The sequence below is a fragment of the Campylobacter sp. IFREMER_LSEM_CL2194 genome (assembly GCF_025771685.1).
Taxonomy (GTDB): Bacteria; Campylobacterota; Campylobacteria; order Campylobacterales; family Campylobacteraceae; genus Campylobacter_D.
Genome location: NZ_JAKMQS010000001.1, coordinates 113,928 through 131,928, shown reverse-complemented (window position 1 = coordinate 131,928; position 18,001 = coordinate 113,928). Strand labels below are relative to the sequence as shown.

Annotated in this window: 19 protein-coding genes; 17 read left to right on the top strand and 2 right to left on the bottom strand. The window is 30.1% G+C overall.

Going from position 1 to position 18,001, the window contains the following annotated elements:
• Positions 1–2: 2 nt before the first annotated feature.
• The gene (gene rpoD / locus L8V79_RS00710) at positions 3–1,880 is read right to left on the bottom strand and encodes an RNA polymerase sigma factor RpoD (RefSeq protein WP_263678759.1); all 1,878 of its coding nucleotides are present in this window, start codon (positions 1,878–1,880) and stop codon (positions 3–5) included.
• 135 nt (positions 1,881–2,015) lie between these two features.
• Here rpoD and L8V79_RS00705 point away from each other — a divergent pair, with 135 nt between their 5' ends.
• The 14 genes from L8V79_RS00705 to purU all read left to right on the top strand — a co-directional run bounded on the left by L8V79_RS00705 (position 2,016) and on the right by purU (position 13,879).
• Entirely contained in the window at positions 2,016–2,828 is an 813-nt protein-coding gene (locus L8V79_RS00705) for a flagellar hook-basal body protein (protein WP_039668554.1), read from the top strand.
• Between the two features lie 17 nt (positions 2,829–2,845).
• The gene (gene flgG, locus L8V79_RS00700) at positions 2,846–3,640 is read left to right on the top strand and encodes a flagellar basal-body rod protein FlgG (RefSeq protein ID WP_039626513.1); all 795 of its coding nucleotides are present in this window, start codon (positions 2,846–2,848) and stop codon (positions 3,638–3,640) included.
• A 169-nt stretch (positions 3,641–3,809) separates the two neighbouring features.
• Positions 3,810–6,584: a periplasmic nitrate reductase subunit alpha gene (napA, locus tag L8V79_RS00695; RefSeq protein ID WP_263702121.1), complete on the top strand. Its 2,775-nt coding sequence runs from the start codon at positions 3,810–3,812 to the stop codon at positions 6,582–6,584.
• 2 nt (positions 6,585–6,586) lie between these two features.
• The gene (napG, locus tag L8V79_RS00690; protein WP_263702120.1) at positions 6,587–7,336 is read left to right on the top strand and encodes a ferredoxin-type protein NapG; all 750 of its coding nucleotides are present in this window, start codon (positions 6,587–6,589) and stop codon (positions 7,334–7,336) included.
• Entirely contained in the window at positions 7,333–8,124 is a 792-nt protein-coding gene (gene napH / locus L8V79_RS00685; RefSeq protein ID WP_263702119.1) for a quinol dehydrogenase ferredoxin subunit NapH, read from the top strand. The genes napG and napH overlap by 4 nt, the downstream gene beginning before the upstream one ends.
• On the top strand, positions 8,114–8,632 hold the full coding sequence (locus L8V79_RS00680; protein ID WP_263702118.1) for a nitrate reductase cytochrome c-type subunit: 519 nt from the start codon (positions 8,114–8,116) through the stop codon (positions 8,630–8,632). The genes napH and L8V79_RS00680 overlap by 11 nt, the downstream gene beginning before the upstream one ends.
• Before the next feature lie 4 nt (positions 8,633–8,636).
• Positions 8,637–9,563 carry a WD40 repeat domain-containing protein gene (locus tag L8V79_RS00675; protein ID WP_263702117.1) on the top strand — a complete coding sequence of 309 codons (927 nt, stop codon included), beginning with the start codon at positions 8,637–8,639 and terminating at the stop codon, positions 9,561–9,563.
• Positions 9,550–9,885: a chaperone NapD gene (locus L8V79_RS00670; RefSeq protein WP_263702116.1), complete on the top strand. Its 336-nt coding sequence runs from the start codon at positions 9,550–9,552 to the stop codon at positions 9,883–9,885. The genes L8V79_RS00675 and L8V79_RS00670 overlap by 14 nt, the downstream gene beginning before the upstream one ends.
• 2 nt (positions 9,886–9,887) lie before the next feature.
• Entirely contained in the window at positions 9,888–10,055 is a 168-nt protein-coding gene (locus tag L8V79_RS00665; protein WP_257396760.1) for a hypothetical protein, read from the top strand.
• A gap of 2 nt (positions 10,056–10,057) precedes the next feature.
• Positions 10,058–11,230, top strand: a complete 1,173-nt coding sequence (locus L8V79_RS00660; protein ID WP_263702114.1) for an MFS transporter — start codon at positions 10,058–10,060, stop codon at positions 11,228–11,230.
• Between the two features lie 61 nt (positions 11,231–11,291).
• Entirely contained in the window at positions 11,292–11,540 is a 249-nt protein-coding gene (locus L8V79_RS00655; protein ID WP_087691144.1) for a hypothetical protein, read from the top strand.
• Entirely contained in the window at positions 11,537–11,977 is a 441-nt protein-coding gene (ciaD, locus tag L8V79_RS00650) for an effector protein CiaD (RefSeq protein ID WP_263702113.1), read from the top strand. The genes L8V79_RS00655 and ciaD overlap by 4 nt, the downstream gene beginning before the upstream one ends.
• Positions 11,946–13,055, top strand: a complete 1,110-nt coding sequence (locus L8V79_RS00645) for a CCA tRNA nucleotidyltransferase (RefSeq protein ID WP_263702112.1) — start codon at positions 11,946–11,948, stop codon at positions 13,053–13,055. The genes ciaD and L8V79_RS00645 overlap by 32 nt, the downstream gene beginning before the upstream one ends.
• The gene (purU, locus tag L8V79_RS00640; RefSeq protein WP_263702111.1) at positions 13,052–13,879 is read left to right on the top strand and encodes a formyltetrahydrofolate deformylase; all 828 of its coding nucleotides are present in this window, start codon (positions 13,052–13,054) and stop codon (positions 13,877–13,879) included. Before L8V79_RS00645 ends, purU begins: the two co-directional genes overlap by 4 nt.
• Before the next feature lie 28 nt (positions 13,880–13,907).
• Here purU and glnA read toward each other — a convergent pair whose 3' ends face one another.
• Entirely contained in the window at positions 13,908–15,338 is a 1,431-nt protein-coding gene (gene glnA, locus L8V79_RS00635; protein ID WP_263663129.1) for a type I glutamate--ammonia ligase, read from the bottom strand.
• Positions 15,339–15,540: 202 nt separating this feature from the next.
• On the opposite strand from glnA, the gene L8V79_RS00630 reads away from it, so the two are divergent.
• From L8V79_RS00630 to purE, 3 genes are read left to right on the top strand one after another with little or no spacing between them, the layout of a single operon-like run.
• On the top strand, positions 15,541–16,248 hold the full coding sequence (locus L8V79_RS00630) for a protein phosphatase CheZ (RefSeq protein WP_240379224.1): 708 nt from the start codon (positions 15,541–15,543) through the stop codon (positions 16,246–16,248).
• Positions 16,245–17,501: a peptidase U32 family protein gene (locus L8V79_RS00625; protein ID WP_257396754.1), complete on the top strand. Its 1,257-nt coding sequence runs from the start codon at positions 16,245–16,247 to the stop codon at positions 17,499–17,501. The genes L8V79_RS00630 and L8V79_RS00625 overlap by 4 nt, the downstream gene beginning before the upstream one ends.
• Positions 17,498–17,992 carry a 5-(carboxyamino)imidazole ribonucleotide mutase gene (gene purE, locus L8V79_RS00620; RefSeq protein WP_263702110.1) on the top strand — a complete coding sequence of 165 codons (495 nt, stop codon included), beginning with the start codon at positions 17,498–17,500 and terminating at the stop codon, positions 17,990–17,992. The genes L8V79_RS00625 and purE overlap by 4 nt, the downstream gene beginning before the upstream one ends.
• Positions 17,993–18,001: the final 9 nt, after the last annotated feature.

The window sequence follows — 18,001 nt, the reverse complement described above, 5'->3', positions numbered from 1 at the left end:
GATTATTTCCAACCTTCTATATAATTTTTAAGTTTTCTACCAACTTTTGGGTGTTTGAGTTTTTTTATGGCTGAGCTTTCTATTTGTCTTACTCTTTCTCTTGTGACATTTAGTTCTTTGCCGATTTCTTCTAAGGTTCTATCACTTTCATCATCCATTAAACCAAAACGCATTCTAATAACAGCTTTTTCTCTGTCATTAAGCTGATCTAAAACTTCATCAATTTGTTCTTTTAAATCATCTTTTAAGATGTGATCCATAGGTGAAATTGAAGTTCTATCTTCTACAAAATCTCCAAATTTACCATCATCTTCATTGCTAATAGGTGCTTCTAGAGAAATTGGTTCTTTAGTGATTTTAATCACTTGTTTTACTTTATCTACGCTAAGTCCTACTTCTTTAGCAATAATGCTTACATCAGGTTCTTTACCTTCTTTTTGTAAATATTCACGAATGATTTTATTGATTTGATTAATAGTTTCTATCATATGAATAGGAATTCTAATCGTTCTTGCTTGATCGGCAATTGCTCTTGAAATGGCTTGTCTAATCCACCAAGTTGCATAGGTTGAAAACTTATAGCCGCGTTTGTATTCAAATTTATCTACCGCTTTCATTAAGCCTATATTGCCCTCTTGGATCAAATCTAAAAATGGTAATCCACGGTTAGTATATCTTTTAGCAATACTTACAACCAAGCGTAAATTTGATTTTGCCATTCTAGTTTTAGCTTCATCTGAGATTTTTTTACCGCGTTTTATTTGCTCTAGAATTTCTTTTAGTTGATCTTTTTCTAAATCAAAAGAATTTTGACTAGCCTCTTTAGTTTGAATGAGTTTTTTAATCTCCATATAAGTGCTTACCATCGTAGTTTCTAGTGCGCGTTCAGCGATTTCTTCTTTGCTAAGTTTGGTGATATCTTTTAAGATATCTTGGTGTCTTTGTTTTAATTCTTCTGAAAACATTGGCAAGCGATATTCTAAGCGTTTTAATTCTTTGTCAAATTCCTCATCGCTTTTTAAAGCTGTTTCCATGGATTTTACGATTTCAGAGATAAGTTTTGAAGTTGGACCTAGATCCATTAGTTTTTCTTTTAATATATTTTTCTTAAAAGCAATTATGAGTTTATCTAACAATTCATCATCGTTTTTTTCTGCATTAATAGTAGATATGGTTTTTAACCATTCTTTTTTTGCTTTTTCTAAGGCCTTAAAACTTTCTATAACTTTTAAGGTTCTTTCGTCTTCTTTTTTACTTGCTTTTTTAGGTTTTTTTTCACTTGAGTTTTCATTTTCCTCGTTTTCATTTTCTTCTTCAGAATCTATTTCATCATCACTTTTATCATCATCACTTTTATCATCATCTTCAAAGCTTTTAAAAAGCTCTTTTACTCTTCTTTCTCTATTGATTAAAGGTTCTTTATAATCAAGTATAAAATCTATCAAATAAGGCACAGAACAAAAAGCATCAATAATAATATCTTCACCTAGCTCAATTTTTTTAGAAATTTCAACTTCCTCGTCCTTGTTTAAAAGAGCTATTTGTCCCATTTCTCTTAAATACATTCTAACAGGAGAGTCTGATCTACTCCATTCAAGCAAATCGTTTTCATTGGCTAAATCAAATTCATTTTCTAAACTCGTATCTTGTAATTTTTGTTTTTCTTCTTGTAATTTTTTTGCTTCTTCTAAATTTCTTTTTTTAGCAATTTCAGCTGAAGAAATTAATTCTACTTTATGTTTATCCATTAAATCGCGGATTTTTTTTGCACTTGTTGCATTTGGAAGTTTTGCAAAATACTTGACAAGTTTTTCATATGTGATATAATCTTTAGAATTTTCTTTGAAAAGTTCTTCTAAAACATTGGTTTCATTAGCCATGGATACTCCTTGTATTTAAGTAATGAGTGTAAAACTAAATATTATGCCTAAAAATTAATTAAAAACAAATAAAAACATTTTGGAACAGCTTTTGCTTTATCATGTAGAAAATTAAGATTTTAGTTAGGAAAAACAATGCAAAATGGGTATTATCAAGCTACTGGTGCTATGGTTACGCAGTTTAATCGCTTAGATGTTGTAACTAATAACCTAGCAAATGTAAATACAAGTGGCTATAAAAGAGATAATGTTGTTATTGCAGATTTTAAAAGGATTTTTAAAGAAACTCAAGATGAGTTACCTATACAAAATCATACAAGAGATGCTGCAAGATTTGTAAATACAACTATAGATAGGGTTCCACAAGTTAATCACGTCTATACAAATTTTAGCGTAGGTTCTATGAAAATGACGCATAATCCTTTGGATTTAGCTCTTACTCGTGAGGATACTTTTTATTTAATTAAAACAAATAATGGTGAGGTAAGATTGAGTCAAGACGGAAATTTCCAGCTTGATGATGAGGGATATTTGGTAAATCGCCAAGGGTATAGAGTTTTAAGCAGTGATTATTTTAACAATCCTGAAAACGATGGCATACGCATAGGAAATTCCACTTCTTTTATTAATGTGGATAAAAATGGAATCATCAGTGCATCTAATCAAGATATAGCAAGATTATTCGTAGCGCAAGTTGATGATTTAAGAGATTTGCAAAAAGATGGTGATAATATGTATAAAATCGATAATTTAAACAAAATTAGAGATTTGCCAAATTCAAATGCCATTAAGCAAGGTTTTACTCAAGGTTCAAATGTTAATCCAGTTACAGAAATGGTAGGATTAATCGAAGCAAATAGAATGGTTGAGATGTATCAAAAAGTTATGACATCTCATATGGATGATTTAAATCAAGAAGCTATTAATAAATTAGCAAGTACTAAATAAAACTAAGGATAGATAAAATGTTAAGATCATTATACACAGCAGCATCAGGGATGGTATCACAACAAACACAAATTGATGTAACTTCAAATAATATTTCAAATGTTAATACAGTAGGTTATAAAAAATCACGTGCAGAATTTGCAGATTTGATGTATCAAACGATGAAATACGCAGGTACTTCAACCTCAAGTACCACAAAACACCCAAGTGGTATAGAAGTGGGTCTTGGCTCAAGAGTGACAGCTGTGAGTAAAATTTTTAGTGAAGGTAGTTTAAAGCAAACTTCAACTTCAGGTCTTGATATGGCAATTGCTGGTAATAATGGCTTTTTTCAAATTCAAATGCCTGATGGAACTATAGCTTATACTAGAAATGGTCAATTTACTAAAGATGCTGAAGGAAATATAGTAAATTCAGATGGTTATAGACTTTTGCCGGAAATGACTATACCTGAAGATGCTACAGCTATTAACGTAGCAAGCGATGGAACAGTTTCTGTTATGCAACCAGGAAATACAGCAGAAACTCAAATAGGTCAAATTGAGCTTGTAAATTTTATTAATCCAGCGGGCTTGCATGCTTTGGGAGATAATCTTTTAGTAGAAACTGATGCAAGTGGAGCGCCTATTGCAGGTATAGCGGGAGAGAATGGATTTTCTGTAATTAAACATGGCTTTGTAGAGCTTAGTAATGTTCAGCTTGTAGAAGAAATGACAGATCTTATCACAGGGCAAAGAGCTTATGAAGCTGGCTCAAAAGCTATTACTACAAGTGATGATATGCTTGGAATTGTAAATCAATTAAAACGCTAGAATTAACTAGCGTTTTATAATATGCAAAAAATATTAAAAAATACTAAAAAACTCCTATTTATAAATACTTGTAAAATATTCTCTATTATAATTTAAATTTAAACTAATCATAGTAATATTTTATTTATGTATTCTTTATATACATAAATAAACAATAACGAGGGATATAATGAACAGAAGGGACTTCATTAAAAATACCGCTATTGCTAGTGCTTGTGGTGTTGCAGGCCTTAGTGTTCCAAGTAGTGTACTTGCAAATACTGAGAATAAATGGCGTTGGGATAAGGCTGTTTGTAGATTTTGTGGTACAGGCTGTGGAATTTTAGTTGCAAGTTTAGATGGTAAAATTGTCGCTGTAAAAGGAGACCCAGCAGCTCCGGTAAATCGTGGATTAAATTGTATTAAAGGTTATTTTAATGCAAAAATTATGTATGGAGAAGATCGCTTAGTAACACCTTTACTTCGTGTAAATGCAAAAGGTGAGTTTGATAAAAAAGGAAAATTTCAACAAGTTTCTTGGCAAAGAGCTTTTGATGAAATGGAAAAACAATTCAAAAAAGCCTACAAAGAAAAAGGTGTTGAGGGGATTGGAATTTTTGCAAGTGGTCAATATACTATACAAGAAGGATATGCTGCTGCAAAATTAGTAAAAGCTGGCTTTAGATCCAACAATATAGACCCAAATGCACGTCATTGTATGGCTAGTGCTGTTGTTGGTTTTATGCAAACTTTTGGGGTTGATGAGCCTTCTGGTTGTTATGATGATATAGAGCTTACTGATACTATTATTACTTGGGGTGCAAATATGGCAGAAATGCATCCGATTTTATGGTCAAGGGTAAGTGATAGAAAATTAAGTAATTTAGATAAAGTTAAAATCGTAAATTTATCTACTTTTTCTAATAGAACTTCTCATATAGCAGATACTGAAATCATTTTCAAACCAAATACTGATTTAGCTATTTGGAATTATATCGCTAGAGAGATTGTTTATAATCATCCTGAAGCTATGGATAAAGAATTTATTGAAAAACATTGTATTTTTACAACAGGTTATGCTGATATTGGTTATGGAATGAGAAATAATCCAAATCATCCTAAATTTAAAGCAAGTGAAAAAGATACCGTAGCAAAACAAAATGCTATTATTGTAGATGAAGAAGAAGCAGTATCTTTGGCTTATTTGGGTGTAAAAGCAGGCGATAAATTTGAAATGAAACACCAAAATGCTCCTGATGCGCATTGGGAAATTTCATTTGAAGATTTCAAAAAAGCTTTAGAGCCTTATACACTTGATTATGTTGCTAAAGTTGCTAAGGGTAATGAAGATGAAAGCATAGAAGAATTTAAGAAAAAACTTCAAGAATTAGCAAATTTATATATAGAAAAAAATAGAAAAGTTGTAAGCTTTTGGACTATGGGCTTTAATCAACACACAAGAGGTACTTGGGTAAATGAGCAAGCTTATATGGTGCATTTTTTACTTGGTAAACAAGCTAAGCCAGGAAGTGGTGCGTTTTCATTAACAGGACAACCAAGTGCTTGTGGAACTGCAAGAGAAGTAGGGACTTTTTCGCATCGTTTACCTGCTGATATGGTGGTTGCAAATCCTAAACACAGAGAAATTAGTGAAAAAATTTGGAAAATTCCTGCAAAAACAATCAATCCTAAACCAGGTGCTCCATACTTAAAAATTATGAGAGATTTAGAAGATGGAAATATCAAATTTGCTTGGGTGCAAGTAAATAATCCTTGGCAAAATACAGCTAATGCAAATCACTGGATAGCAGCGGCTAGAGAAATGGATAATTTTATCGTTGTGAGTGATTGTTACCCAGGAATTAGTGCTAAGGTGGCAGATTTAATTTTACCAAGTGCTATGATTTATGAAAAATGGGGTGCTTATGGTAATGCTGAAAGAAGAACTCAACACTGGAAGCAACAAGTGCTGCCTGTAGGTGAAGCTATGAGTGATACTTGGCAAATCATGGAATTTGCAAAACGCTTTAAATTAAAAGAAGTTTGGGGCGAAACTAAGGTAAATGATAAGCTTACTCTACCAAGTGTTTTAGAAGAAGCTAAAGCTATGGGTTATAGCGAAGATGATACTTTATATGATGTATTATTTGCTAATAAAGAAGCAAAATCTTTTAAAGCTAAAGATAATATTGCAAAAGGATTTGATAATTCTGAAGTATTTGGTGATGAGAGAAAAGTTATAGGTAGTGACGGTAAAGAATTTGAAGGTTATGGATTTTTTGTACAAAAATATCTATGGGAAGAATACCGCAAATTTGGCTTAGGTCATGGACATGATTTAGCTGATTTTGATACTTATCATAAAGTAAGAGGTTTAAGGTGGCCTGTAGTAAATGGCAAGGAAACCCAGTGGAGATTTAATACTAAATTTGACTATTATGCTAAAAAAGCCGCTCCAAATTCAGACTTTGCGTTTTATGGTGATTTTGCTAAAGAATTACCAAAAGGAGATTTACTAGCTCCACAAACTAAAGAAAAATATAGCTTGAAAAACAAAGTGAAAATTTTCTTTAGACCATTTATGAAAGCACCTGAAAGACCAAACAAAGAATATCCATTCTGGTTATGTACTGGTAGGGTTTTAGAGCATTGGCATAGTGGAACTATGACCATGAGGGTTCCTGAGCTTTTCCGTGCAGTACCTGAAGCACTTTGTTATATGAATGAAGATGATGCTAAGGCTATGAAAATTAATCAAGGTGATATCGTATGGGTAGAATCACGTCGTGGTAAAGTAAAAGCTAGAGTAGATTTTCGTGGTAGAAATAAACCTTCTAAAGGCCTTGTGTATGTGCCTTGGTTTGATGAGAATGTATATATAAACAAAGTTACACTAGATGCAACTTGTCCATTGTCTAATCAAACAGATTTCAAAAAATGTGCCGTAAAAATTACTAAAGCATAAAAATGAAAAATAGAAGAGAATTTTTAGCCTTTGCTTTTAAGCTTTTATGTATAGGAAGCGGAAGTGCATTTTTGGCAAGTTTAGCATTTAGCTCAAATCAGGAGTATTTTTTAAGACCTCCTGGGGCAGATGATGAAAAAGAATTTTTATCAAAATGTATACGATGTGGACTTTGTGTAAAAGCCTGTCCTTATGATGTTTTAAAGTTAGCAAATTTAGAAAATAGTGCTAAAAATGGTACACCTTTTTTTGTAGCAAGAGAAAATCCTTGCAGGTTATGTGAGGATATACCTTGTATAAGAGATTGTCCTACAAATGCTCTAGATCATAAATATCTAGAGCAAAAAGATGGAATTTATAAAACAAAAATGGGTATAGCTATAATTGATAGTGCAAGTTGTGTTGCTTATTGGGGAATTCAATGTGATGCATGTTATAGAGCTTGTCCTCTAATAGATAAAGCATTAAAACTTGAAACAAAACGCAATGAAAGAACAGCAAAGCATGCATTTTTACTACCTGTGGTAGATCATGAAGTGTGTGTTGGATGTGGGATTTGTGAAAAAGCTTGTATAACACAAAAAGCAGCCATTAAAGTTTTACCTAGAGAATTTGTTTTAGGAAAAGCTGGGGATAATTACATCAAAGGTTGGGATGAAAAAGATGAAAAACGTTTACAAGATGTAAACACAGATAAAAAATTCAATAAAAATAAGGCTAAAGATTATCTTAACGATGGAGAATTGCTATGAAGTATCTTATTTTAAGAAGAGTAGTGCAATTGTCTATTTTGACTTTTTTTTCTTTTGGTGTATTTAATTTTATATTAAAAGGAAATTTAAGCTCTTCGGTTTTATTTTCTTCGGTGCCACTAAGTGATCCTTTTGCATTTATTCAACTTGCTTTGGCAAGTTTGCAAGTAGATTTGATGGCTTTAAGTGGTGCTTTGATAGTATTTTTGTTTTATGCTATTTTTGCTGGAAGAGCATTTTGTGCTTGGGTTTGTCCTGTCAATATCATTACTGATTTTGCTTATTTTATTAGAAATAAATTAGGTTTTAATCAAGCAAGAGTTTTTAATGTAAATAAAAATTTGCGTTATTATGTTTTAGCTTTTGTTTTGATTTTTTCTTTTCTTTTTTCTTTTCCTGTTTTTGAGGAATTTTCTTATATAGGAATAATCCAAAGAGGGATTATTTTCGGTGGTGTTTCTTGGCTTTTTATGGCTTTGATTATTTTTTGTATAGATACATTTTTTAGTCCAAGATTTACTTGTTCGCATTTTTGTCCTTTAGGGGCTTTTTGGGCTTTAAGTTCGCATTTTTCATTGTTAAAAGTAAGATATAGCTTACAAAAATGCACTAAGTGTTATAAATGTCTTGGAGTGTGCCCTGAAAAACAAGTGCTTTGGATGATAGGTAAAGAAGATCAAGATGTAAAATCAGGTGAATGTATAAGATGTGGAAAATGTATTGATATTTGCGGTGATGATGCTTTAGGTTTTAGTATAATAAATTTAAGGAGAGAAAATGAAAAATAAAATCTTTTTATCCTTAGCAGCAGCTGTTTTAATAAGTGCTTGTGGGCTTGCTGTTAAAAGTGTTGATTCAAAAGATATAGGTTTAAGAAAAACAAGTTTAGAAAGTGAAAATGTAGAATTATTGGATGCAAAATATTCTCAAGTAGTGGCTGGTGAGTCTGTTTTGATTGAAAGATCGTTTGAAAATGCTCCGCCATTAATCCCGCACACTTTAGAGGATATGCTTCCAATTACTAAGGATAATAATATTTGCTTAAGTTGTCATGATAAGACTATTGCTAAAGATGTTGGAGCTACACCACTTCCAAGTAGTCATTATTTTGATTTAAGAAAAAACAAATCTACTAAAGATATGATAAGCGATGCAAGATTTAATTGTACACAATGTCATGTGCCACAAAGTGATGCTAAACCTTTGGTAGGAAATAGCTTTGAAGCAAAATTTAAAAGCGAAGAATCAAAGAAAAAATCTAATCTTTTAGATGTTTTAAATGAAGGTGTAAAATAAAATTATGAAAAAAATGTTTTTAATCTTACTAATGAGTATTTATGCATTGAGTTATGAGCTTAAGCTTGATTCAAATTTAAACGCTTTAAAGCTTGCTGATAATAGTTTACTTATAGGACTTGATAATGGAGAGATAAAACAATATTTCCTTAAAGATAAAAAAATGCAAAAAATCACTCAGCTAAATAAGATTAAAAATTTTTACGAAGAAAATCTTAGCCCCAGAATTTATAGTATCGATTACTTAAATGGGGCTATTTTGATTTTAAGTGAAGGTGATTTTGGAAGTAAAAAATTATATGTTTATAAAAATAAACAACTTTTAAGCTATGATTTAGCTAATGATGGAGCAAAAAAAGCTTTGTTTTTAGATGATAATACTATTTTATTAGCCTTGCTAGGTTCTAATATAGAGCTTTTTGATCTAAAAACAAAAAGCGTTGTAAAAAATTTTACTTTTTCTAGTTCAAGCTTAAGTGATGTGGTTTTAAATGAAACTAAAACTCAATTAGTGGCAGGTTTTGAAAGTGGTGAGCTAATGCTTTTTGATGTGAAGAAATGGCAAAAAATGAAAAGTTATAAGAATATTCACAAGGATAATATTTATCAACTTGATTTTAAAAACACAATTATTGCAAGCTGTAGTACTGATAGAAAATTAGGCATAGTGAAAAATGATCAAGAAAAAAATATAGAAAGAGATTTTTTGATTTATACTTGTGCTTTAAATAAAGATGGCTCAATAGCAGTTTTTGGAGATAATGAAAAAAATATTATAGAACTTGTAAATACTAAAAACCTAAAAACAATAAAAAGATTCCAAAATAAAGATTTTTTGCTAGAATATCTTATATTTTTAAATGAGCATGAGCTTATTAGTGCAGGTTATGAAGATAAAATTATATTTTGGGGTATAGATGAATCTTTCTAGTGTGTTGATTTTAACTAAAGAAGAAAAAGTAGAAAAACTCAAAGAGCAAATTCAAAAAACACCTTGTTGTAGTGTGGAATTAGCTCAGGATGAAAAAATTATAGTAGTAATAGAAAGTGAAAATTTAGATGATGAGTTAAAAGCATATAAACAATTAGAACAGCTTGATGGGGTAGTGAGTATTAATATGGTTTTTTCTTATCAGGACTTAGACGAAGAAAGAGAAAAAATTTTAAAAGCAAATTTTGAGGCAAATGCTTTTGATGAGAATTTAAAAAAAGATAATATAGAATACTATGGCAATGTCTTTAGAAAGTATTGATTATGGTTTTTTTGATTCCTTTGATTTTTATCATTTCTTCTGTTTTTATTATTGATCATTTTTATTTTTCTAAGGAAAATGAAGTAGTAAAACAACAAAAGCAAATAGAACAAAAAAATATTAAGCAAGATAAACAAAAATACCTTGAAAATATATTAAATCAAAAATAATCATGTATACACAAATTTCATATAAAAAATTCTTTTGGATTAATATTTTAGTTGTAATTACCCTTGCTTTAAATTTAAGAGCACCTATAACCTCTATAGGTCCTATGATAGAATACATTCAAGAATATTATAAGATAAATTCAGCCCTAGCAGGAATGCTTACAGCTTTACCTTTGATAGCCTTTGGGCTTATATCTTTTTTTGTGGCGTATTTTTCGCAAATTAAAGCTTTGTTTTTTGCTTTGTGTTTAATTGTTTTTGGAGAGTTTATTAGAAGTTATGGGGGTAATATAGGTTTATTTTCTGGGGTTTTTCTAATTGGGGCAGGCATTGCAATAGCTAATGTTTTATTACCTTCTTTTGTAAAAGAAAAATTTGCAAAAAATGCTTATAAAATTATGGGCTTATATGGATCAATTATAGGTTTATCTTCAATTGCTGGAGTGGCCTTATCACTTCCTTTGCTTAAAATTTTTGAGGTGCCTCAAGCTATGTTTTTTTGGGTTGTTTTAGCTTTGATTGCTTTGATTTTTTATTTTCCGCATTTGAAAAACAAAAGATTATTGCGTCCTAAGAAGAAAAACATCAATAAAATAAATCTTTTTTTGAATTTAACAGCTTGGAAAGTTACTATTGTAATGGGACTGCAAAGTTTTTTATCTTATAGTCTTTTTGCTTGGCTTAGTGTGATGATAAGTGAAAAAGGTTTTGGAATTGATTTTGGTTCTAATGTTTTATTACTTTCTCAAATCATAGGTATGCCTGTGGCGTTTTTATTGCCTATTGTTTTAGGAAAACTAAGAGCTCATGCTAAGGGTTTTGTTATTATAACATTGGGTTTTTTATATGTTTTAAGTTTTATTTTGGTGTTTTTTTGTGATGTAAAATTAGTATTGTTATTAGCAGCTATTTTCTTAGGTTTTGCATCTAGTGGGGTTTTTACAATTTCATTATTGTTTATTGCTATAAAAAGTTCAACTTCTTTTATAGCAGCTAAACTTTCTGCCATGTCACAAGGCATAGGGTATTTAATAGCAGCTCAAGCACCTTGGATTATAGGTATGCTCCATGATAGTTTTGGAAATTTTACTTTAGGCTTTATCATGCTTATTACGGTAGCTATAATACTTAATATTTTTGTATTTTTAGCATATAAAGCTCCTGTGATTAAGTAAAAATTAAAATAAATTAAAGTCTTTTTTGTTAGAATTTTGACATTTTATTTTTTGTGAGTTGATAATGCGATATACAGTAACAGAAGCCTCTATTTATGAAGCACAAGGTTTAAAAGATGAAGCTTTGGAGATTTATAAAAATATATTAAAGCAAGATCCGCAAAATAAAAATGCTATTGATGCTATAAGGCGTTTAAGTGGTTTGCGCTCTAATCATGAAGATTTAAATTATGACATGCTTGATTTTTTTGTTAATATGAAAAGCGAAGAAGAAATTAATGAATTTAAAAGGTGGTTAATAAAACTATGAATATAGAAGATTTAGCAAAAATGGCCATAAGTGAAGTTAATTCAGAGTTAGATAATAAAAAAAGTAAAAATGATGAATTTGCTCCTATGGTAGAAGAAATTACCCAAGAAAAAAGTGTTAATACTCAAGAGAAAAAAATCAAAGAAGAAATTAGTAAGGTTGCACAAGAATTGATCCAAGAATTAGATGATTTAGAAGTAAAAGTTAAAGAAGATGATAAGCAAGCTATGGCTATTAAAGTTGAAGCTTTAGAGGAAAAAGAAGAAAGTATTATAAATAATGAAGAATTTTTCTTAAAAAATCTCAGAGAGCGTATTTTGGTTTTATTTGAAGGATTAAAAAATACTAAAGATGAGCATATAGAAAAAAGACTAGATATTACAATTACTTTTTTAGAGTTTTTACTTGCAAAGATTGAAGATAGACTTAAAAAATGATCAAGATTTTTTAAGAATTAAAAATATACTTAAACCTTACACGCAAAGAGCTTATTTAGTAGGTGGTTGTGTAAGGAATTCTTTTTTAGATTTATCTAGTGATGATTATGATATAGAAATTTATGATATTGAACCTAAGCTTTTTGATGAGCTTATGCAAAAACTTGGTGCAAATGGAGTAGGAAAAAGTTTTTTTGTATATAAATACAAAAAATTTGATTTAGCTCTAGCGCGTTATGAAAATAAAATTTCTACAGGCCATAGAGGTTTTGAAGTTAAAGTTTGCAATGATGAACAAGAAGGAGCTAAAAGAAGGGATTTTACCGTTAATGCATTGATGGTAAATATTTTTGATTTTAAGTTTTTAGATTTTTTTAATGGTTTGCAAGATTTGCAAGCAAAGGTTATAAGACATATTGATGATATAAGTTTTGTTGAAGATAGTTTAAGGGTACTTCGTGGAATTTCTTTTGCGTGCAGGTTTGATTTAACAATTGCAAAAAAAAGTTTAAAATTAATGCAAACTATGGATATAGGCGATTTATCTAAAGAGCGTATTAATAATGAACTTTATAAAATTTTTAAAACTTCAAGACTAAATAAAGCTTATGAGTATTTCAAAATTTTAAATTTAGAAGAAAAAATATTTTTTTATCAAAGCTGTAATGAAGAATTTGAAAAACTTTTAGAGCGTAGTCAAAAATTAATTTGCGATGAGGCTTTGTATTTATATTTGTATTTGAATTTTTTTTATATAAATAAAGAGGAATTTTTCAATAAAACAAAATTAAAAAAAGAACTATTAAAAAAATGTGAACAAGAATTTATTTTAGGTAAAATTGATGATTTTAATTTAGCTAAAATTGCTTTGAAAATGCCACTTTGTAAATGGCTTGGACTTTGGGATAATGAGCGTATAGCACAAGCAAAGAAATTAAATTTATATCATCATACTTTTAAAAGTAAAATTAGTGCAAATGATTTACTAAAGGAAGGATTTAGTGGGAAAGAGCTTGGGATTGAGCTTGAAAAAAGAAGATTACAAGAATTAAAAAACTATATAAAGGAGCAAAAATGAATGAATATATTTTAAAAATTTCAAGTAGTGATGAAAAAGGATTGATTTATAGAATTTCAGATGTTATTTTTAAATATAGAATCAATATTATAAAAAATGATGAATTTGTTGGAGAAAATCGTTTCTTCTTTAGGGCGCATTTAGAAGGTGATCTTGATATAAAAGCTTTTAAGGGAACGCTTGAAGCCATGCTTCCTGATAATGCACAAATTGAAATTACACCAAAGAGAAAAAAAGATATTATTGTTTTAGCTACTAAAGAAACTCATTGTTTGGGTGAATTACTTATCCGCCAATTTAGTGGGGAATTTAACGCAAATATTAAAGCAGTTATTGCAAATTATGAGGTATTAAAACCTTTAGTGGATAAATTTAACATACCTTTTCATGCTATTTTAGCGCAGGATTTAAGTAGGCAAGAGCATGAAGAAAAATTACTAGAGTGTTTAAAACAATATGAGTTTGATTATATTGTTTTAGCAAAATATATGAGAATATTATCTCCATCTTTTGTGGAGCATTTTGAAGGAAAGATTATTAATATCCACCATTCTTTTTTACCTGCATTTATAGGAGCTAATCCTTATAAGCAAGCTTATGAAAGAGGAGTGAAGATTATAGGCGCAACAGCACATTTTGTAAATAATAACTTAGATGAGGGACCAATTATTACTCAAGATGTTATACCAGTTACCCATGAATATTCTTGGCAGGCTATGCAACAAGCAGGACGTAATGTGGAAAAAAATGTTTTTTCTAAGGCTTTGGATTTGGTCTTTGATGATAGGATTTTTATACACGAAAATAAAACGATAGTGTTTTAAATTTTTGATGCCAAAAAGGCATCAAAAATTAGCAAGAATAGCAAGTTTTAAACTCATATGCAGTTGGTCTAGCTTCTACAGGCCATACTTGGGTTTCAAATTTCATATGTTGATAATCATCAATAAACACATCACTCATAACAGGTTTTAAGAAAGCATTTTTTCTAATGAGTGCTTCTAAAGATCCTCTTAAAGTGTGAGGTAATTGCTCTATACCTTTTTCTCTAATCTCATCTAGGGTTAGTGCAAATAAATTTTCATCCATAGGGCCAACCGGTATGGTTTTGTTTTTAATACCATCAAGTCCTGCCATAAGCAAGCTTGTAAAAGCTAGGTAAGGATTAGAAGTGCTATCAGGAAATCTTATTTCTACTCTTGCACTTTTTTCGTTAATACCATAAGGAACACGACAACTTGCAGAGCGATTTTGACAAGAATAAGTTAAAATGCAAGGTGCTTCAAAACCTGGAACTATTCTTTTATAGGAATTTGAGCTAGGATTGGTAAATGCGGCAACACTTCTTGCATTAGCTAAAATTCCACCAATGTAATTAATCGCACATTCGCTTAATTTTCCATAGCCTTCTTTATCATAGAATAAATTTACTCCATCTTTCCAAAGACTCATATGTACATGCATACCACTTCCATTATCTCCATAGAGTGGCTTTGGCATAAAGGTTGCTGTTTTTCCATTTAAATGTGCTACCATTTTTACTACATATTTGTAAATTTGTACATTATCAGCGGCTTCAACTAAATTTCCAAATTCTACACCAATCTCAGCTTGTCCTTGTGCTACTTCATGGTGATGTACGAAAGTTTTTAAACCCACTCTTTCTAAAACTTGCACCATTTCAGCTCTAATATCTACACTAGAATCAATAGGACTTACAGGAAAATATCCGCCTTTATTTCTTGGGCGATGTCCGCTATTGTAACTATCTGTGAAATCTTTATTATCATTCCATTCACCTTCTTCAGTATCTACTTCATATTTTGCACAATGAGAAGAATCAACTATTTTTACATTATCAAAAATAAAAAATTCATTTTCAGGACCAAAATAAGCTGTATCGGCGATATTGCTTGTACTTAAGTGTTGCATTGCTTTTTTGGCAATACTTCTTGGACATTTTTCATACATTTGATCTTTATAAATATCATATACATCACAAATTACTATGATAGTAGGATCTGCTGTAAATGGATCTAAAAATGCACTTTCTACATCAGGTTTTAAAATCATATCTGATTTTTCTATAGGTTGCCAACCGTGTAAAGAGCTTGCATCAAAAGGAATTCCATTTTCAAAAGTTTTATCATCAATTGCTTTTATATTGTAAGTAATATGGTGCCAAGTACCTATCATATCAGTAAATCTAAAATCAACAAATAAAACCTCATGTTCTTGACAATAACTAAAAAACTCACCAATGTTATTTACAAACTTACCCATTTTCTCTCCTTTTTAATTAGGTATTAATTTATTTTTTAAGATTGTAGTATATTTTTATTAAATTAAGTTTAAATTAATATTTTTTTTATGGTCAAATACAAAAAAATATTAATTTATATAATTAATTAACAAAATTAATATTGGTTTATATTTTTTTATAATATAATTTCACATTAGTTTTTTATATTAAAAAGGTGTAAAAATGACTCAAGAAGAATTAGATGCTTTAATGAATAGCACTGAAGATTTAGATCTTGATTCTGTAGAAGAAACAGAAACAAAGCCTGAAACAGAGTATGAAGATGAGGAAAAAAATAAACAAATTGTTGATGCAATGATTAATGGTGATTATAAAGCAAGAGCAGATATGGCATGGCCACCACCACCACCTAGCAAAGAGCATAAAGTTGTGCATCAGCTTGATGATGTTACAAGAGATAGTGAAATCAAAGCTACTGAAATGATGGAAAAGTTAGAAATTATTAATGATTTCTTTGCAAATTCAGAAAATGAGCTTTGTGTAATTAGCGATGCTTTGAATAAAAATATAGAAATTTTTGAAAAACTAAATGCAAAATTTCCTAATGTTGTAAGCTTTAAAGAAGCCATAGAAACTAACAATAATGCTAAAAATATTATAGATGAAATCACGGGTTGTTTACAAACTGGACAAGATGAAGTTATGATGGCAATGGATGCTATGCAATACCAAGATATTCACCGTCAAAAAATCGAACGTGTTATTAATGTTATGAGAGCTTTAAGTAGATATATGAGTAGTTTATTTGAAGGTAAAATTGATGATGAAAAACGCGTAGGATCGGCTGTGCATATTGAAGGTGATACAACTACAGATGTTGTAAGCAATGATGATATTGAGGCATTAATCGCAAGTTTAGGCAAAAAATGATTATTCCTGAAATAGTAGCTCCTGCGGGAAATTTTACAAAATTAAAAATAGCGTTGGCTTATGGAGCTGATGCTGTTTATGCAGGAGTGAGTAATTTTTCATTAAGAGCAAGAACTGCTAGGGATTTCAATTATGAAACTTTTAAAGAGGCTATTGATTATACTCATACAAGAGGAAAAAAAATTTATGTAACCATTAATGGTTTTCATTTTAGTTCACAAATTGAGGGTTTAAAAAGGCATATTTTAAAATTAAAAGAAATGAAACCTGATGCTTTTATAGTAGCTTCTGTAGGTGCTATGCGTTTAGTTAAAGAACTTGCACCTGAAATCAATCTTCATGTATCCACTCAAGCTAATATTTTAAACTATTTAGACGCTCAAGTCTATAAAGACATGGGAGCTAAGCGTGTTGTTATAGCAAGAGAGCTTGGCTTAAAAGATGCAAAAGATTTGAAAAATAATTGTGATATCGAGCTTGAAAGTTTTGTGCATGGCTCTATGTGCTTTGCATATTCTGGTAGATGTTTAATAAGCTCAGTACAAAGTGGACGCATGAGCAATCGTGGTTCTTGCGCAAATGATTGTAGATTTAATTATGAGCTTTATGCGAAAAATCCAGAGACAAATACACTTTTTAGATTAGAAGAAGATGAAAATGGCACACATGTATTTAATTCTAAAGATTTAAATTTAAGCTCATATATTCAAAAGATTATGCAAGAAAATTGTATTCATGCTTTTAAAATAGAAGGAAGAACAAAAAGTGAGTATTATGTAGCTTTAACTACAAGAACATATAAAATGGCAGTGCAAGATGTATTGGAAGACACTTTTGATGCTGCTAAATATGAAAAAGAAATCCATACTTTAAAACACAGAGGTTTTACGGATGGATATTTAGTCTCAAGAGCTTATGAAAAAACCGATTCTATTAATCACAATACAAGCATAGAAGAAGGAACTCATCAAGTGCATGCTATTAGTGAAGATGGCGAGTTTTTTAAATGTAAAGGCAAGATAGAATTAAACAAAGAATATGAAATTTTAGCTCCGGTTAATTCCAATATAGAATTAGGAGAAAATAAACTAGGTTTAATCTATGAAAATGATGGTAAGAAATTTATAGTTTTTAAGCAATTATTGGCCAAAAATAATAAAGAATTTAGTGAAATTCATAGTGGTAATGAAAATGAAATTACTTTACCGTTTAAGCTTCCAGAATTTAGCTTTTTAAGAAGGAGTGTTGAATGAAATTTGTTTCTATATTGATGGGAAGTAAGAGTGATTATGATGTAGTGAAAGAAGCTTTGGGAATTTTGGAAAAATTTGATGTTAAATATGAAATTTTAATCACTTCAGCACACAGAAGTCCTCAAAGAACCCAAGAATACATCAAAAATGCCGAAGAAAAAGGTGCAAAAGTATTTATTGCAGCAGCAGGTATGGCAGCACATTTAGCAGGAGCTGTTGCAGCACATACAACAAAACCTGTTTTAGGTATACCTATGCCAGGAAGTAATTTAGCAAGTATGGACTCTTTATTTTCTACTGTGCAAATGCCAAGTGGAATTCCTGTAGCAACTGTAGCTATAGGTAAAGCAGGGGCTATTAATGCAGCTTATTTAGCTGTACAAATTTTAGCTATAGAGGATGAATCTTTAGCACAAAAATTATTAGAAGATAGAAAAAAACAACAAGAAAAATTAATTCAAGATTCTAGTACAATTGAAGTTTTTCTTTAAGGAGTATTT

Excerpts from the sequence above, each read along its gene's own strand:
- rpoD (WP_263678759.1), bottom strand. The coding sequence starts at position 1,880 with ATGGCTAATGAAACCAATGTTTTAGAAGAACTTTTCAAAGAAAATTCT.
- L8V79_RS00705 (WP_039668554.1), top strand. The coding sequence starts at position 2,016 with ATGCAAAATGGGTATTATCAAGCTACTGGTGCTATGGTTACGCAGTTT.
- flgG (WP_039626513.1), top strand. The coding sequence starts at position 2,846 with ATGTTAAGATCATTATACACAGCAGCATCAGGGATGGTATCACAACAA.
- napA (WP_263702121.1), top strand. The coding sequence starts at position 3,810 with ATGAACAGAAGGGACTTCATTAAAAATACCGCTATTGCTAGTGCTTGT.
- napG (WP_263702120.1), top strand. The coding sequence starts at position 6,587 with ATGAAAAATAGAAGAGAATTTTTAGCCTTTGCTTTTAAGCTTTTATGT.
- napH (WP_263702119.1), top strand. The coding sequence starts at position 7,333 with ATGAAGTATCTTATTTTAAGAAGAGTAGTGCAATTGTCTATTTTGACT.
- L8V79_RS00680 (WP_263702118.1), top strand. The coding sequence starts at position 8,114 with ATGAAAAATAAAATCTTTTTATCCTTAGCAGCAGCTGTTTTAATAAGT.
- L8V79_RS00675 (WP_263702117.1), top strand. The coding sequence starts at position 8,637 with ATGAAAAAAATGTTTTTAATCTTACTAATGAGTATTTATGCATTGAGT.
- L8V79_RS00670 (WP_263702116.1), top strand. The coding sequence starts at position 9,550 with ATGAATCTTTCTAGTGTGTTGATTTTAACTAAAGAAGAAAAAGTAGAA.
- L8V79_RS00665 (WP_257396760.1), top strand. The coding sequence starts at position 9,888 with ATGGTTTTTTTGATTCCTTTGATTTTTATCATTTCTTCTGTTTTTATT.
- L8V79_RS00660 (WP_263702114.1), top strand. The coding sequence starts at position 10,058 with ATGTATACACAAATTTCATATAAAAAATTCTTTTGGATTAATATTTTA.
- ciaD (WP_263702113.1), top strand. The coding sequence starts at position 11,537 with ATGAATATAGAAGATTTAGCAAAAATGGCCATAAGTGAAGTTAATTCA.
- purU (WP_263702111.1), top strand. The coding sequence starts at position 13,052 with ATGAATGAATATATTTTAAAAATTTCAAGTAGTGATGAAAAAGGATTG.
- glnA (WP_263663129.1), bottom strand. The coding sequence starts at position 15,338 with ATGGGTAAGTTTGTAAATAACATTGGTGAGTTTTTTAGTTATTGTCAA.
- L8V79_RS00630 (WP_240379224.1), top strand. The coding sequence starts at position 15,541 with ATGACTCAAGAAGAATTAGATGCTTTAATGAATAGCACTGAAGATTTA.
- L8V79_RS00625 (WP_257396754.1), top strand. The coding sequence starts at position 16,245 with ATGATTATTCCTGAAATAGTAGCTCCTGCGGGAAATTTTACAAAATTA.
- purE (WP_263702110.1), top strand. The coding sequence starts at position 17,498 with ATGAAATTTGTTTCTATATTGATGGGAAGTAAGAGTGATTATGATGTA.